14 protein-coding genes are annotated in these 15000 nt (G+C 64.4%); 4 read left to right on the top strand and 10 right to left on the bottom strand.

What is annotated here, in order from left to right; translation table 11 throughout:
- Nucleotides 1-13: 13 nt before the first annotated feature.
- The 3 genes from RCH10_RS14545 to RCH10_RS14535 are packed head-to-tail and all read right to left on the bottom strand — an operon-like array spanning nucleotide 14 to nucleotide 3277.
- On the bottom strand, nucleotides 14-1021 hold the full coding sequence (locus tag RCH10_RS14545; protein WP_323495974.1) for an ABC transporter permease: 1008 nt from the start codon (nucleotides 1019-1021) through the stop codon (nucleotides 14-16).
- Nucleotides 1018-2598, bottom strand: a complete 1581-nt coding sequence (locus RCH10_RS14540; RefSeq protein ID WP_409053072.1) for a sugar ABC transporter ATP-binding protein — start codon at nucleotides 2596-2598, stop codon at nucleotides 1018-1020. Before RCH10_RS14540 ends, RCH10_RS14545 begins: the two co-directional genes overlap by 4 nt.
- Before the next feature lie 10 nt (nucleotides 2599-2608).
- On the bottom strand, nucleotides 2609-3277 hold the full coding sequence (locus tag RCH10_RS14535; RefSeq protein ID WP_323495972.1) for a GntR family transcriptional regulator: 669 nt from the start codon (nucleotides 3275-3277) through the stop codon (nucleotides 2609-2611).
- A 202-nt stretch (nucleotides 3278-3479) separates the two neighbouring features.
- On the opposite strand from RCH10_RS14535, the gene RCH10_RS14530 reads away from it, so the two are divergent.
- From RCH10_RS14530 to RCH10_RS14520, 3 genes are read left to right on the top strand one after another with little or no spacing between them, the layout of a single operon-like run.
- On the top strand, nucleotides 3480-4703 hold the full coding sequence (locus tag RCH10_RS14530) for an iron-containing alcohol dehydrogenase (protein WP_409052915.1): 1224 nt from the start codon (nucleotides 3480-3482) through the stop codon (nucleotides 4701-4703).
- Between the two features lie 22 nt (nucleotides 4704-4725).
- Nucleotides 4726-6213: an NAD-dependent succinate-semialdehyde dehydrogenase gene (locus RCH10_RS14525; protein ID WP_409052914.1), complete on the top strand. Its 1488-nt coding sequence runs from the start codon at nucleotides 4726-4728 to the stop codon at nucleotides 6211-6213.
- A gap of 12 nt (nucleotides 6214-6225) precedes the next feature.
- Nucleotides 6226-7134: an alpha/beta hydrolase gene (locus RCH10_RS14520; RefSeq protein WP_409052913.1), complete on the top strand. Its 909-nt coding sequence runs from the start codon at nucleotides 6226-6228 to the stop codon at nucleotides 7132-7134.
- A 24-nt stretch (nucleotides 7135-7158) separates the two neighbouring features.
- Here the strand turns inward: RCH10_RS14520 and RCH10_RS14515 are convergent, their stop codons facing one another.
- The 4 genes from RCH10_RS14515 to RCH10_RS14500 are packed head-to-tail and all read right to left on the bottom strand — an operon-like array spanning nucleotide 7159 to nucleotide 10849.
- The gene (locus tag RCH10_RS14515) at nucleotides 7159-7809 is read right to left on the bottom strand and encodes a membrane integrity-associated transporter subunit PqiC (RefSeq protein WP_409052912.1); all 651 of its coding nucleotides are present in this window, start codon (nucleotides 7807-7809) and stop codon (nucleotides 7159-7161) included.
- A complete protein-coding gene (locus RCH10_RS14510; RefSeq protein WP_409052911.1) occupies nucleotides 7806-9470 on the bottom strand; it encodes an intermembrane transport protein PqiB in 1665 nt (554 codons plus the stop codon). Before RCH10_RS14510 ends, RCH10_RS14515 begins: the two co-directional genes overlap by 4 nt.
- Nucleotides 9471-10166 (bottom strand): paraquat-inducible protein A, encoded by a 696-nt coding sequence (locus RCH10_RS14505; protein WP_409053071.1) that lies wholly within the window; start codon nucleotides 10164-10166, stop codon nucleotides 9471-9473. It lies immediately after the preceding gene.
- A gap of 44 nt (nucleotides 10167-10210) precedes the next feature.
- Nucleotides 10211-10849 carry a paraquat-inducible protein A gene (locus RCH10_RS14500; RefSeq protein ID WP_323495965.1) on the bottom strand — a complete coding sequence of 213 codons (639 nt, stop codon included), beginning with the start codon at nucleotides 10847-10849 and terminating at the stop codon, nucleotides 10211-10213.
- Between the two features lie 165 nt (nucleotides 10850-11014).
- Between RCH10_RS14500 and RCH10_RS14495 the strand changes: the two genes are divergently transcribed.
- The gene (locus RCH10_RS14495) at nucleotides 11015-12313 is read left to right on the top strand and encodes an MATE family efflux transporter (protein ID WP_409053070.1); all 1299 of its coding nucleotides are present in this window, start codon (nucleotides 11015-11017) and stop codon (nucleotides 12311-12313) included.
- A 48-nt stretch (nucleotides 12314-12361) separates the two neighbouring features.
- Here RCH10_RS14495 and RCH10_RS14490 read toward each other — a convergent pair whose 3' ends face one another.
- The 3 genes from RCH10_RS14490 to RCH10_RS14480 are packed head-to-tail and all read right to left on the bottom strand — an operon-like array spanning nucleotide 12362 to nucleotide 14992.
- Nucleotides 12362-13135: an amino acid ABC transporter ATP-binding protein gene (locus tag RCH10_RS14490; RefSeq protein ID WP_409052910.1), complete on the bottom strand. Its 774-nt coding sequence runs from the start codon at nucleotides 13133-13135 to the stop codon at nucleotides 12362-12364.
- A complete protein-coding gene (locus tag RCH10_RS14485; RefSeq protein ID WP_409052909.1) occupies nucleotides 13132-14037 on the bottom strand; it encodes a dihydrodipicolinate synthase family protein in 906 nt (301 codons plus the stop codon). Before RCH10_RS14485 ends, RCH10_RS14490 begins: the two co-directional genes overlap by 4 nt.
- A gap of 13 nt (nucleotides 14038-14050) precedes the next feature.
- Nucleotides 14051-14992, bottom strand: coding sequence for a dihydrodipicolinate synthase family protein (locus RCH10_RS14480; RefSeq protein ID WP_409052908.1), 942 nt, complete (start codon nucleotides 14990-14992; stop codon nucleotides 14051-14053).
- Nucleotides 14993-15000 lie beyond the last annotated feature (8 nt).

Here is a 15000-nt window from a genome sequence, read left to right as displayed (position 1 = left end):
GGTCCGAACGAGGCTATTTCGATTTGGAGAATCGCTGGATCAGCATCGCGATGATGATGATTGCGCCCTGCACGGCACCGACGAGGTACTCGGAGACCAGGTCGGAAAGCACCATCAGGTTGGCGATTAGCTCTAGCACGACCGCGCCGGCCAACGTGCCCCAGATACGCCCGGTACCGCCGCGCAGTACGGTGCCGCCGATGACCACCGCGGTGATCACCTGGAGCTCCCACAAAAGTCCGGTGGTCGGGGTAGCCGCGCCCAGACGCGGCACGTAGCACATGGCCGCAATCGCGACACAGGCGCCCTGGATCATGAAAGCGATGGTGCGTGTCTTCACGATAGAAATGCCCGAGTAACGGGCCACGTCCTCGTTCGCGCCCACAGCGGCACAGCGCCGGCCGTACTTCGTCTTGTAGAGGATGAAGGCGCCTGCCGCCGCAACCGCGAGCGCGATCAGGATGGGGATCGGTACCCCCGCAACCGTGCCGAAGTAGACGGGCCGGTAGATGTCGCGCAGCGAGCGGTCGATCGGAATGGTGCCGCCGTCCGACAGGTAGGTGATGAGAGCGCGAAAGATGCCCATCGTGCCCAGCGTGGCGATGAAGGCCTCGATCTTGCCGACGGTGACGATCAGTCCGTTCACGAGGCCGCAGACCAGACCGACCAGCAGGGCCACGCCCATGCCCAGGGGGATGGCCCATCCGCCGTAACCGGACGCCAACCCGTTCATGAACATGATCATGACGCCGGTGATGAAAGCGGCCATCGAGCCGACGGACAGGTCCAGTCCGCCCGAAGAGATCACGAAGGTAGCGCCGACCGCGATGATGGCGATGAAGGCACTGCGCGCAACCACGTTGCTCAGGTTGGTGGCGGACAAAAAATCGGGATTGACCAGATAGCCAATCATCAACAGCGCACCGAGTGCGAGGAAGGGTCCTGCGTCGGTCCAGCTGATCGCGAACTCTCGTTCGCGAGCGCTCGCGACAGTTGGGGGAACGTGTGGAATGGCGCTCATGTACGGCTCTCCTGGTGGACCTGGACGTCGCTGGTCGCCAGCAATGCAATGTTTTTTTCGGTCATCTGTTTGCCGGAGACCTCTCCGTTGATTCGGCCCTGGCGCATCACCAGGATGCGGTCGCAAATGCCGATCAGTTCCTGCATCTCCGACGAGATCACGATGCACGCCTTGCGCTCGCCCACGAGCCGCTGGATGAAGGCGTAAACCTGTGCCTTGTTGGCAATGTCGATGCCGCGTGTCGGCTCGTCGATGATGACCACCGAGGGCCCGGTCAGAAGTACCTTGGCCAGCAACAGCTTCTGCTGGTTGCCGCCCGACAGCTGGCCGGCCCGCACCCGTGGGCTCTTGAGCCGGATGTCGTAGTCCTGGATGCTCTGTGTCAATGCACGCTCTTCGGCGCGCCTGCGCAGCCAGGGCCCCGGATGGAATCGGCCCAGAGCCGACAGCGTCAGGTTGGGCGCCAGCCGCTCCTGCAGCAACAGGCCCTTGCCTTTGCGGTCTTCCGTCAGGTAGCCGATACCCGCATCGATGGCCTCGCGCGGCGAGCGGAGATGCACGGGATTGCCATGCAGTTCCACCTGCGCCGTGGCTGGACGCAGCCCGACGATGCCTTCGAACAACTCGGTACGCCCCGCGCCGATCATGCCGGCGAAGCCGAGGACTTCGCCCCTGTGGACCGTGAAGGACACGTCCTTGACCCACCCCGGCACGCAGGCGCTTCGCACCGCGAGCATCGGCTCGGTCGTCGACCGCAAGGCACGAGGCGGATACAGCGAGGCCAGTTCGCGCCCGACCATCAGGTGCGCCATGTCCATCTGGCTCAGCGTGTGGCCAGGGTGCGTGCTGACCATGCGGCCATCGCGCAGCACCGTCAGTCTGTCGGCGACGCGCTGCACTTCATCGAGCCGGTGACTGATGTAGAGCACCGCGATGCCCTGCGCCTTCAGGCTGAAGATGATGGTCAATAGGCGTTCGACTTCGTCGCCGGTCAGCACGGCGGTGGGTTCGTCGAAGATCACCAGCCGGTGCTCGTCCAGCAAGGCCCGGGCTATCTGTATCAGCTGCCGCTCGGCCAGCGGCACATCACGCACCAGTGCATTCGGCGAAACGTGGCAACCGAGTTCAGCCAACTTCTCGGCTGCCATGCGGCGCATCGTGCGGTCGTCCACCATTCCCATGCGGCCAAGCTCTCGGCCGAGGAACAGGTTTTGCGTCACGGTCAGCCCTTCGGCCAGCAGAATTTCCTGGTGTACCAGCACGATGCCGGCCTGTTGCGCCTGGTGCGGTGTAGCGAAGTGCACCGGCTGGCCGTCGAGTATTAGCGTGCCTGCACTAGGGCTGATGTAGCCCGACAGCAGCCCCATCAGCGTCGACTTTCCGGCGCCGTTTTCGCCGATGACGGCGTGAATCTCACCGGCCCGGATATCGAGCGTGATGTCCGAAAGCACTGTGACTGGACCATACCGCTTGCTCAAGGCGTCCGCGCGCAACAACGGGCGCATGGCGGCTGGTGCGTCGACCTGATGAAGCGGTGTTGCGCACGATGTCTGCATTCCGTGGTCCTGCAAGAGCATGTTCACGCCTTCAGTCGAACGCTGGCAGGAGACGGTCGCGCGAATGCTCGATGTGCGCACGCATCGCCGCAGCGGCGGCCTGCGGGTCACCCGCGGCAAATGCATCGAGCAATGCCTGATGCTCATCCAGCGCCTCTTCGGTGACGCGTCGGTGAAACATCAAACGAAAGATGTGGAAGTGGGTGTGCTGGAACGCGAGCGTCTCTCTGATCAGCTCGTTGCCTGCGAACGCCATGATGCTGTCGTGGAACACGCCGTCCTGCCGGGCGAACGCGGAGTAGCGCAGCCGTTCGTCGGCAGTGTCACCACGAGACATGCCACCGGCCGCCTCGCGGAGTACAGACATCTTCCTCTCGTCCATCGCAGCTGCCGCCTTGGCCGCGGCGTGCGGCTCCAGTTGCAGGCGCAGTTCATACAACTCGTCGAAACGGTGCCGCGTAATTTGAGGGGCAGCGCGGTAGCCGACGAGATGCTGCTTGACCACCAGACCCTCCCCTTCGAGACGGCCCAGCGCCTCGCGAATCGGCGTGTGAGAGACGTCAAATTCCTTGACCAGACTGTCCACCGTGATGCGCGAGCCCGGCGCGATCTTCAGCGCCATGAGCTGTCCGAAGATCGCTTCATAAACGTCCTCTGCCAAGCTGCCGGCGCGTGGGATAGCGGTGCTGTCAGGCGTCATCTCCGCCGGTCTGAGTGAAGTCATGGAACTCGGAATTCTTTGATTAGGTAGATGTTTTGACTGGCCGCAAAGGCTGCATCGTACGATACTATATCCTATACGATCCGATATAGGGATGGCTTTGGTGTTTGACCAAAAGCCAGCCGCTCGAGCTGCAGGCCCATGCTTCCACCCTCGCAATCACTCCTGAAGGACAACGACAATGACACTCTTTGCCGCACTGAGACTGCCTCGAGAAATTCTGTTCGGCAAAGGCCAGCGGCACGCGCTGCCGGCCGTCGCCCGCCGCCTGGGCCAGCGCGCGCTGGTGTGCACCGATGCGCGCCTCGCCGCGACACCCGTATTCGGCGAAATGATGGCCGCTCTAAAGGCTGCCTCCATAGAAGTCTTGGTGCATGACGGTGTACAGCCTGACGTGCCGCGTGACAGCGTGGCGCTGTGCGCTGACGAAGTCAGGTCCTTTCAGCCCGACCTAGTGATCGGCATCGGTGGCGGCAGTTGCCTGGACATGGCCAAATGCGTGTCGTTGCTGCTCGCCCATGGCGGCGCACTACAGGACTATTACGGCGAATTCAAGGTGCCCGGCCCGGTGCTTCCCATCATCGCGGTTCCGACTACCGCCGGCACCGGCTCCGAGGTCACCCCCGTCGCGGTGGTGAGCGATCCGGAGCGCACGCTGAAGATCGGCGTATCCAGCCCCTTCCTGATTCCCAGTGCGGCGATTTGCGACCCCGATCTCACGATGACCTGCCCGCCCAGCCTCACCGCGATCGCCGGTGCTGATGCCATGACCCACGCCATAGAGGCCTTCACCGCGGCCCGTAAGCCGCCCGGCCATGAACTGGCGCAACAAAACGTCTTCATCGGCAAGAGTGCACTGAGCGACCAATTCGCCCTGTACGCGATCCGACTGCTTGGGCGCAGCCTCGAGAAGGCCGTGGCCGATGGTTCGGATGAATCGGCCCGCGCCGATGTGATGATGGGTGCACTGGCCGCCGGTTGTGCCTTTGGCACTGCCGGCACGGCGGCAGCGCACGCGGTGCAGTATCCGGCAGGTGCCTTGACCGATACTGCACACGGCTTGGGCGTCGCGACGATGTTGCCCTACGTCATGAGCTACAACCGTCGCGTGTCTGCTTCGGCTTTCGCCGAGGTGGGCGAGGCACTGGGTCTGGCGCCTACCGGCAGCACCGACGAACAGGCCGATGCCGCCATCCGCGAAGTCAGCCGGCTGTTTGCAGCCATCGGCATCACGCTCACCCTTGCCGCGCTGGGCCTGACGGCAGACCAGATCGACTGGACTTGCGAGCAAGCCATCGGCATCCAGCGCCTGGTCAAGAACAACCCGCGCGCCATCGACCTTGCCGGCATGCACCAGCTCGTCCAGGCGGCCTTCGACGGCGATCTCGCCGCGGCGGCACGTTGAACTTACCTCCAGGAATCACCCGATGAACGCACGCCCTCCCTTTGCACAAACTGGCGCGCAGGCGCTTGACTTCGACTTGCTTTCGCAAGGCCTCTACGTCGGCGGCCAGTGGCGCGCAGCCAGCAGTGGGCGGACCATCGACGTCGTCGACCCCTCCACAGAGAGCGTGATTGCCGCGGTACCGGATGCCACCCTCGAAGATGCCGCCGCGGCCGTGGCGGCGGCTGCCCTGGCGGCACCGCGTTGGCGCAAAACTCCGCCGCGCGAACGCTCGGAAATTCTGCGCCGCTGCTACACGCTGATGACCGAGCGCGCAGAGATGCTCGCCCTGCTCATCTCGACAGAGAACGGCAAAGCACTGCGCGATGCCCGCGGGGAAGTGGCCTACGCCGCCGAGTTCTTTCGCTGGAACAGCGAAGAGGCGGTACGCATCACAGGTGAGTTCGGCACGGCGCCGTCGGGAGCGAACCGCATCATCGTCGACTACGTGCCAATCGGCGTTTGCGTACTGATTACGCCGTGGAACTTTCCTGCGGCCATGGCAACCCGCAAGATCGCGCCAGCCCTCGCGGCGGGCTGCACGGTCATCCTGAAGCCCGCCAGCGAGACGCCGCTAACGGCCTATGCCCTTGCCGCGCTGTACGAAGAAGCGGGCGTGCCGCTTGGCGTGGTGAATGTTCTCACCACGTCAGAACCCGGCCCCTTCACAGCTGCAATGCTGGCCGACCCGCGGGTGCGTAAGCTCTCGTTCACCGGGTCCACCAGCGTGGGCCGCAGCCTTCTCGCAGAGGCCGCCAAAAGCGTCGTCTCTTGCGCGATGGAATTGGGTGGCAACGCGCCTTTCATCGTCTTCGATGATGCGGATCTGGGAGCCGCACTCGACGGCGCCATGATCGCCAAGATGCGCAATGCGGGCGAGGCCTGCACGGCCGCCAACCGTATCTATGTGCAGTCCGGCATCCACGACGCGTTCGCACGGGGTCTGGCTGAACGGATGGCCGCCCTGAAAGTTGGCCCTGGTGCAAATGCAGACACCGAATGCGGTCCGATGATCACGCGCAAGGCGGTTCAGAAGATCGATCGGCTGGTTCAGGACGCCATAGAGCGCGGCGCCCAGGTGGTGTGCGGCTCCGCGGTTCCGGATGGCAAAGGCTTCTTTTATCCGCCAACCGTATTGACCGACGTTCCAGCCGGTGCCCTGATGGCGCACGAGGAGATCTTCGGCCCGGTTGCGCCCATCACGCGCTTTGAGACCGAGGCTGAAGTCATTGCGCGTGCCAACGATACCGAGTACGGCCTGGCTTCCTATGTGTACACACGCGATGTGGGACGCGGTATGCGAGTTGCCGCGGAATTGGAGGCCGGCATGATCGCCATCAACCGTGGGTTGGTCTCCGATCCTGCCGCGCCATTTGGCGGCGTCAAGCAGAGTGGTCTCGGCCGGGAGGGCGGGCAGCACCACGGCATCTCCGAGTACATGGAGGCGAAATACATTGCCGCCACGTTCTGAGGCATTGCGTCCATGACCGCCCTGCTTGCGCAATCTGGGGAACTGCTGTCGTTGCCCCATGGCTTTCCCAGCCTGGATGCCATCAACGAGGCCTACAACCCGCGCCTGCGTGCCGTCAATCTCGACGCTTCATTGCGACACTATGCAGAACAGAGCGAAGCAGCGCGTCGCAGCCTTCCGTATATCGCTGGCGTGCCCTACGGCCCCACGCTCGCGGAGACTTTGGACATCGTGCCGGCGCGCCGACCGGGCGCTCCGGTCTTCCTCTATATCCACGGCGGGTATTGGCGCGCCAATGCGGCACGCGACTTCAGCCACATGGCGCTCGGTCCGCACGCCTTGGGCTTCACGACCGTGCTTGTCGACTACGCGCTCTGCCCTGCCGTCACGCTGGACGAGATCGTGCGGCAGGTGCGGGCCGCGGCAACATGGGTCATCCGCCATATCGATCAGCATGGTGGAGATCCCCAACGGATTGTGATCGGTGGCCATTCAGCCGGTGGGCACTTGGGTGCGATGCTGCTTTGTACGCCGTGGCAGGAGCGCTATGGACTGCCGGCAGACCCGTTTGCCGGCGCCGTTCTCGTGAGCGGTTTGTTCGACATCGCTCCATTGCGCTATAGCTATTTACAGCCAGCGATTCAGCTTGACGAAGGGCTCGTGGCCCGCAACTCGCCACGGCATCAGGTGCGCCCGTCCCGCACGCCCCTAGTCCTCAGTTGGGGCACGCTAGAGCAGCCCTCGTTCGAACAGCAATCCACTCAAATGCATCGCGCGTGGCTGGACAAGAACAACTACGCCGAACTGCTGCCGCTTACCAACGCCGATCATTTCACCGCGATCGAGGGGTTCGAAAAGCCCGAAAGCTTGTTGTGCGACGCATTGCATCGCCTGGTCGAGGGCCGCATTCGCGCCGATTGAGCTTTGCGTCGCGGTCGCCGACGGTCAGCCGCAGGCGCCGCCCGGCTTGACCCCGGCCGCGGTCACGCTGCGCGCAATCGCAGAGGCGGCCGTCGCCGTCACGCGCTGCGCCCCCTGCGCCACGGCGTCGATGCCTGCACCGACCGGCTCGCTCGTGTCGAAGCTGCAAGCGGTGGGCACGGTTTCATCGGAGCGCTTTACGGTCCAGCTAAAGCTGCCGTCGACACGCGTTCCTTCTATGGCGTCGAAGCGGCGAACCTGTATTGCGATGCGGTAAACCGGCTGCGACGTCTGGCGCCCACCCTTGCTTGCATCGAAAGCACCAAGGCGACTGGCCACGCCACTCGACAGCGCATCGCGCAGCTCGTCCTCGAAAGACGACGCCCAACGATGCTGCTCGAGCACATTGACCTGCGCGCTGCGGTCACCGTTCTGCCGCACGACCATCTGCGGCCGCGCGAGACTCTCCGGCATCGAGAGTGGTGCGAGTTCGATGTAGAGCGGCGCAGCGCCATTACTGACCGGGAACGCGTTGCTCGCATCCGCAGCTTTCGCAGTGGCCGCAGTGCTCGCCGGCTTGGCCAGTGTGTAGTACATCGTCGGCTGGCCTGCACAGCCGGCCACGACCAGGGCGGCCAGCGTGGCCAACACCGCTGAACTCAAAAGCAACTTCATTTCTTGTCGTCCGGTTTGCCGCGCAACAGCGACTCGGGGTGGCGTTCGAGGTAGTCCGTCAATACGCGGATCGAACCGGCGGCACGCGTCAGTTCACGCAGCGTTTGCCGCACGTCCTGCTGCAGCGGCGAGTCGTCTGCGAGCGTGCGCTCGGCGGTGTTCAGCGTCTTGCGCGCGTCCTTCATGGCCGCGGTGATCTCGGGCGTCACGTCGTTGTTGATGCGGGTCACCGTGGTCTCGGCACTCTTCAATGTAGTGTCGAGCGTGGCCAGGGTCTTGCGCAGATCACCCGAGATTTCCGCGTACGGAATCTTGTTGAGCTTGGTCGCGATCTCCTGCACCTGGGTCTGGATCTCGTCCAGGCTGTTGGCAACCGTCGGCACCTCGATCGGGTTCCTGGTCATGTCGACCTTGACCGGCTTCTCCTTCGGAAAAAAGTCGAGAGCTACATAGACCTGCCCTGTGAGCAGGTTGCCGGTGCGCAGTTGGGCGCGCAGGCCGCGCGCGATCAGCGCGGAGACACGCTCTCTGCGCTCGGCCTGCTGGTCGGGCATGTCGCGTGCGCCATCGACACGCCGTAGCCGGTCGGGGTACACCGTGACCAGTACCGGCATCAGGAACGCACGCTCGCTGCGATCGAATTGCACGCCCAACGACTTGACCTCGCCGATCGTGATGCCGCGAAAGTCGACCGGCGCGCCCGGCGACAAACCACGCACCGACTGGTTGAAGTACATCAGCAGGTTCTGCGACGGGCCGTCGGGTTCCTTCATGGCAGTCTGCTCGTCTTCGGCCAGCGCGAAGGTCGTTTCGCCCTTGGCGACAGGCCCCTGCGCATCATCCGGTGCCTGAAAAGCGATGCCGCCCAGCAGGATGGTCGTGAGCGACTGGGTTCGCAGCGTGAAACCGCTGGCACTCAGCTGAGCATCGATGCCGCTGGCGTGCCAGAAGCGTGTGTTGACGCCAATGAACTTGTCGTAAGGCGTGTTGATGAAGACCCGCAGCGTGACGCCGCGGCCATCGCCATCGAGGTCGAACGACGCGATCTGCCCGACCTTGACGCGCCGGAAATAGACCGGCGACCCGATGTCGAGCGAGCCGATGTCGCGCGAGCGCAGCTGGTACTGCGTGCCGTTGGTATCGCGCGTGATGATCGGGGGCGCCTCGAGTCCGGCGAACTCGCCGCTGCTTTCTTTAGACACTCCGGCGTCGGCGCCGATATAGGCGCCCGACAGCAAGGTGCCCAGGCCGGAAATGCCGGACGTATCGAGCCGCGGCCTCACTACCCAGTAGCGAGTGTCCTCGGCCGTGAAGCCATCGGCATCCTTGTTGAGCTGCACCAGCACGCGAACGTGCGAGCGATCGCGCGCCAGCCGGATGCGCTCGACCATGCCGATCTGCACGTCCTTGTATTTAACGGCGGTCTTGCCGGCTTCGAGGCCGTCCGCGGTCTTGAACGTCAGCACCACTTCCGGTCCGCGTTCCCAAAGGATGCGGGCCACCAGCGTGATGCCGACCAGCGCCGCGACGACCGGAATCAACCAGATCAGCGACGGTATCCAATCGCGGCGACGCACCACGCGCGGCGCGGGTACGTCGGGAATACCTGACTGCTTCGGCGCGGGCGCCGGCACGGGCTCCGCGTTTCGCTCTTCACTCATTCATTGCACTCGCTTATTCGATCCGGTTTTCGATTCATCTGATTTTCTGTCGCTGTCCCATATCAGCCGCGGATCGAAGCTGATGGACGCCAGCATGGTGAGCACCACCACCGCGGCGAAGGCGCCGATCCCGACGCCCGCCGTGACTTCGGCAAAGCCCTGAATGCGCACGAGCCCTGCCAGCAGCGACACCACGAAGACGTCCAGCATGGACCATCGGCCGATGATTTCGAGTACGTGATAGAGCTTGGCCCGCTCGAGCTGGCGCCAGTCGCTTTGCCGTTGCGCCATCACCGTCAGCACAAACAATGCCGCCAATTTGAACAGCGGCACCAGAAAGCTGGCCGTAAAGATCAGCGCTGCTAGCCCGTAGGAGCCCGACACCCAGAAAAAGATGATGCCGCTCAGGATGGTGTCTTGCTGCGTGCCGAACAGGCTGGTCGTGATCATCACCGGAAGCAGGTTTGCCGGAACGTACATCACGGCCGCGGAGATCAACAAGGCCCAGGTGCGGCGGATGCTGTCGGGCTTGCGCGTGCGCAAGCGCGTACCGCAGCGACCGCACGGCTCGCCGTCGTGAGCCTGCTGCCACACGGTGGCGCAGTGATGGCATTCGCGCAGCCCGAGCTCGGCCGCGGTGGCCAGCGTGCCGCTGCCTTCGTCGACGCAAGTGTGCGTCGATGCGTTGCCGGCCAGCCCGGCCACCCGTGTGCCGAAAGCGTTGAGCGAATTGGGCACTTTCAAGATGCTGGCTCCGATGGAAGCTCGGTCGACGGATTCGTGAACGCCATCTCCCAGAACGCCCGCGGATCGAACGACACCACCGAGGTCAGCAGCACCGTGAGCCCGACAAAAGCCCACAGTGCCGGGCCTGCCACCACCGTCGCCATGCCCGACAGCTTGACGATGGCGACCAGCACGCCCAGCAGAAAAACTTCGATCATTCCCCACGGGCGGAGCGACTGGAGCACGCGCACCAGCAGCGCGAAGCCAGGCGGCCGTGCGCCGCGCGTGAGCGGCACCAGCAGATAGAAAAGGATCAGCAGCTGCATGAGGGGGAACAGCAAGGTTGTCGCCAGCACCAGCAGCGCCACCGGCGACATGCCCTCCCCGGTCAGCGCGACCACCGCGCCGAACAACGTGGTCTGGCTGCGGCGACCCTGCAATTCGATCTCGACGATGGGAAACAGGTTGGCGATCGCGAACAGGATCAGGCTCGCCACCGTGAGCGGAAGGATGCGGCGCTTTTGCTCGCCGGCATTGCGTGCGAGTTCGGTGCCGCAGCGCTGGCAGCGCGCCACCTCACGGGGTCGCAGGGTCGCGTGCCGATAGACCGCGTCGCAGCCATCGCACACCGTCACCCCGGGAAGTTCAGTCATGCGGCGATTCTGCCCAAAGCCAGCGAACGGGTCATGCGAGCGGGCAGAATCCTCCGCATGTTTGCAGACCAAAAGGCGCCACGCGTCGCGACATCCGACCTGACCGATCCCGCCGGGCGCTCTGCCCGTCCGTTGTGGAAGACCTTTCTTTTCTTCCTCGCGCCGATGTTGCTCAGCAACATCCTGCAGTCGCTGTCCGGCACGCTCAACAACATCTACGTCGGCCAGATGCTCGGCGTCGGCGCGCTGGCGGCGGTGTCGAGCTTCTTTCCGGTGATGTTCTTTTTCATCGCCTTCGTCATCGGGCTCGGCGCCGGCGCGTCGGTGCTCATCGGCCAGGCATGGGGCGCGGGCGACGTCGACAAGGTCAAGGCCGTGGCCGGCACGACGCTCACAGTCGGCGTGCTGATGGGCCTGTTGGTCGCGCTGTTCGGCGGCGTTTTCACGACGCCGATGCTGGCCGTGCTCGGCACGCCGGCCGACGTGCTTGCGGACTCGACGCGCTACGCCCGCATCATGTTGATTGCGATGCCGGGGCTCTTCTTGTTCCTCCTGTCGACGGCCATGCTGCGCGGCGTCGGTGACACCGTCACACCGTTGATGACGCTGTTCATTTCGACGTTGACCGGCCTCCTCGTCACGCCCGCGCTGATTCGCGGCTGGGGCGGCTTGCCGCAACTCGGTGTGGCGAGTGGCGCCTGGGCCACCACGGTGGCTTTCGTCGTCGCGACGCTGTGGCTAGGCTGGCGGCTGCGCCACCGCAAGAGCCCGCTGGCGCCCGACGCGGACTTCATGCGGCACCTTCGAATCAACCCGAAACTGCTCAAGGCCGTGCTCAAGATCGGCGTGCCGACAGGTGTCCAGACCATCGTGATCGCGCTGGCCGAAATCGCGCTGCTGTCGATGGTCAACAGCTACGGGTCGAGCGCAACGGCGGCATATGGTGCGGTCAATCAGGTGGTGGCGTACGTGCAGTTCCCGGCCATCTCGATCGCGATCACCGCATCGATCCTGGGAGCCCAGGCCATTGGTGCGGGTCGTGCCGACAGGCTCGGCGCCATCGCGCGGACGGCGCTGGTCATGAACCTGTGCCTGACCGGTGGCCTGGTGCTGCTGGGCTATCTGTTCTCGCGTCACCTGATGGCCTTGTTCATCACCAGCGCGCCGGTGATCGACATCGCTCAATCACTGCTGCACATCATGCTGTGGAGCCTTGTCATCTTCGGCATGGCGTCGGCGCTGTCCGGGATCATGCGGGCCAGCGGCTCGGTGCTGGTGCCGACGCTGATCTCCATCGTGTGCATCGTCGGTGTCGAGGTGCCAGTGGCGTGGGTCGTGAGCCATCGCATCGGGCTGAACGGGGTGTGGGTGGCTTACCCGGCTGCGTTCGTGGCGATGTTGATTCTGCAAACGACTTACTACCGGGCGGTGTGGCGGAAGAAGGCGATCAAGCGGTTGGTTTGATACGGGCGTCAGCCTGCGTCCGTTTCTTCCGCCTTCGCAGCCTGTTGGTCAGTGCAGCAACTGGCTCAGAAAAAGCCGCGTGCGCTCATGCTGCGGATTGCCGAAGAAGTCTGCCGGCGCGCCCTCCTCAAGGATGGTGCCCTGGTCCATGAAGATCACGCGGTTGGCGACCTGGCGCGCGAAGCCCATCTCGTGGGTGACGGACAGCATCGTCATGCCGTCCTCGGCCAGCGAGACCATCGTGTCGAGCACCTCCTTGACCATCTCCGGGTCGAGCGCAGAGGTCGGCTCGTCGAACAGCATGACTTTCGGGCTCATGCACAGGGCACGGGCGATCGCCACGCGCTGCTGCTGGCCGCCAGAAAGCTGTGATGGGTACTTGTTCGCCTGGTCGGGGATCTTCACTTTGGTGAGGTACGCCATCGCGACTTCCTTCGCTTCCCTGGGCGCGTACTTCTTGCTCCAGATGGGCGCGAGCGTGCAGTTCTCGAGGATGGTCAGGTGCGGGAACAGGTTGAAGTGCTGGAACACCATGCCGACCTCGCGACGCACCGCGTCGATGCGCCGCATGTCGTTGGTGAGTTCGACGCGGTTGACGACGATGTTGCCCTGCTGATGTTCCTCGAGCCGGTTGATGCAGCGCAACAGCGTCGACTTGCCGGAACCCGAAGGGCCGCAGATCACGATGCGCTCGCCGCGTCGCACTTCGAGATTGATATCGCGCAGTACCTGGAATTCGCCGAACCACTTCTGCACGTTGACCATGCGGATGACCAGGTCGTTGGCAGCGTTTTGCGGCTGGATTTCTGCAAGCGTGTTCATGCGCGGACTCCGGAAGTTGAAGGCTCTATGTGCAGGCCAAGTTCGTCGACGATTCGGCGGGCGGCGGCAATGCCTTCGGGGCTCATCGGCAGCCGCGGTGGGCGGGGTCCACCGACCGGCAGGCCCATGGCCGTGAGCAGCGCCTTGGTGCCGGCCACGTATTGCTGGCCGGCGACGAAATCGATCAGCGGAAAATACTTGAAGGACAGTGCGCGTGCCTCGGCGAGCTTGCCGGCCATCACCAGATCGTAGAGCCGGGCCATCTCGGCCGGTGCGCCGTTCGACGGCACGGCCGCCCAGCCCACCGCGCCTTCGACGTACGACTCGAAGCCCATGATCCCGCCGAACACGGCCATGCGGCCGTCCGACAGCCGCATGATGTCTCGCACGCGGGTGACCTCGAGCGTCGACTCCTTGATGTAGCGGCAGTTGTCGATCTGCGAGAGCCGCGCGACCAGTGGCGGCTTCAGGTCGACATTGGTCACGGCCGGATTGTTGTAGACCATGATAGGGATGCCGATGGCGTCCGAAATGCTTTTGTAGTGCTGGTAAATCTCGTCGTCGGTCGGCGTGGAATAGAACGGCGGCAGCACCATCACGCCGTCCGCGCCGAGCGACTCGGCCATGCGGCTCTTGCGCGCAGCCACGCGGGTGTCTTCGGCAGTGGTACCGATGATCACCGGCACGCGATTGGCTGCGCGGTCGATCACGGTCCTGGCGACGAGCTCGATCTCGTCGTCGGTCATCGACAGGAACTCGCCGGTCGAGCCCAGCGGGATCAACCCGTGGATGCCCGATTCGATCTGCCAGTCGACATAGCGCTCCAGCGCTGAAACGTCGACCTCGCCCGCCGCATCGAAGGGCGTCACCATGATGGTGTAAGTACCGCGAAAGTGGTTCATTTTTCGGTCGTCCTCAACATTTGTTGTCGAGCAGTCCGGACGCGACCAGCGCGGCGCGGATGCGAGTCTTGTCATCGTCGGCGAGCGGCAGCAGTGGCAGGCGCGGATCGGGATGCGGCAGGCGCCCGAGCATGTGCAGCGCGGTCTTCATGCGGTTGTGGCTGTCGAGGTACGGTGCGCGATAGAAGGCGCGGCACAGCGGCACCAGCCGATCGTTCACGGCTCGGGCGGCGTCGAGCCGGCCGGCCGCGACGGCCTCGTGCAGTTCGACCAGCAACGGCGCGGCAACGCTGCCGATGCCCGACAGGATGCCGTCGGCACCATAGGTGAGCGAGGCGAAAAGCCAGCTGTTGTTGGTCGTCAGCATCGTGACCGGACGGTCGAGGCGGCGGATGGCGCGCAGGTTGTCTTCATACAGTTCAGGCACGTCGGTACCGTCCTTGATGGCGACGATATCGGGCACTTCGCTGCACAAACGCACCAGCAGGCCGGTGGAAAAAGCGATGCCCGAAGAACGCGACAACTGAAACAGCACGATAGGCAATCGCGTGGCCCCGGCTACGTCCTTGACGAAGCGCAGCGCCATCTCGGGACGCAGGGCCGAACCGCCTCCAAACAGCATCGGTGGAAAGAGCAGCAGTGCCGAGGCGCCCGCCTCCGCCGCGTCGACCGCCAGCGCGCAGGCATCACGCGTGTCTTCCGCCACGACGCCCGCGACCACAGGTATCCGGCCGGCGGCCCGCACGGCCACGTCCACCACATGCGCGCGCTCCAGCCGGTTGAGCGACGAAGTTTCGCCAGCGTGGCCATTGACCACCACGGCGCGCACGCCGGCGGTGGACGCCACTTCATGCACATGGGCCGCAAGCGCGACGTCGTCGATGGCGCCGCCGGGCGCAAAGGGGGTAAGCGTGGCGGGCCAGATGCCGCCCACGCCGGAAACCGGGAATGTCATGAAGCCCT

The organism is Variovorax sp. GrIS 2.14, from assembly GCF_046115955.1.
Lineage (GTDB): Bacteria > Pseudomonadota > Gammaproteobacteria > Burkholderiales > Burkholderiaceae_C > Variovorax.
Note: the sequence above shows the minus strand (reverse complement) of the source record. Positions and strands in the feature narration are given on the sequence as shown.

Coding starts and splice junctions, on each gene's coding strand:
- RCH10_RS14500 (WP_323495965.1), bottom strand. CDS start 10,849: ATGACTGAACTTCCCGGGGTGACGGTGTGCGATGGCTGCGACGCGGTC.
- RCH10_RS14525 (WP_409052914.1), top strand. CDS start 4,726: ATGAACGCACGCCCTCCCTTTGCACAAACTGGCGCGCAGGCGCTTGAC.
- RCH10_RS14510 (WP_409052911.1), bottom strand. CDS start 9,470: ATGAGTGAAGAGCGAAACGCGGAGCCCGTGCCGGCGCCCGCGCCGAAG.
- RCH10_RS14520 (WP_409052913.1), top strand. CDS start 6,226: ATGACCGCCCTGCTTGCGCAATCTGGGGAACTGCTGTCGTTGCCCCAT.
- RCH10_RS14545 (WP_323495974.1), bottom strand. CDS start 1,021: ATGAGCGCCATTCCACACGTTCCCCCAACTGTCGCGAGCGCTCGCGAA.
- RCH10_RS14530 (WP_409052915.1), top strand. CDS start 3,480: ATGACACTCTTTGCCGCACTGAGACTGCCTCGAGAAATTCTGTTCGGC.
- RCH10_RS14495 (WP_409053070.1), top strand. CDS start 11,015: ATGTTGCTCAGCAACATCCTGCAGTCGCTGTCCGGCACGCTCAACAAC.
- RCH10_RS14515 (WP_409052912.1), bottom strand. CDS start 7,809: ATGAAGTTGCTTTTGAGTTCAGCGGTGTTGGCCACGCTGGCCGCCCTG.
- RCH10_RS14485 (WP_409052909.1), bottom strand. CDS start 14,037: ATGAACCACTTTCGCGGTACTTACACCATCATGGTGACGCCCTTCGAT.
- RCH10_RS14480 (WP_409052908.1), bottom strand. CDS start 14,992: ATGACATTCCCGGTTTCCGGCGTGGGCGGCATCTGGCCCGCCACGCTT.
- RCH10_RS14490 (WP_409052910.1), bottom strand. CDS start 13,135: ATGAACACGCTTGCAGAAATCCAGCCGCAAAACGCTGCCAACGACCTG.
- RCH10_RS14540 (WP_409053072.1), bottom strand. CDS start 2,598: ATGCTCTTGCAGGACCACGGAATGCAGACATCGTGCGCAACACCGCTT.
- RCH10_RS14535 (WP_323495972.1), bottom strand. CDS start 3,277: ATGACGCCTGACAGCACCGCTATCCCACGCGCCGGCAGCTTGGCAGAG.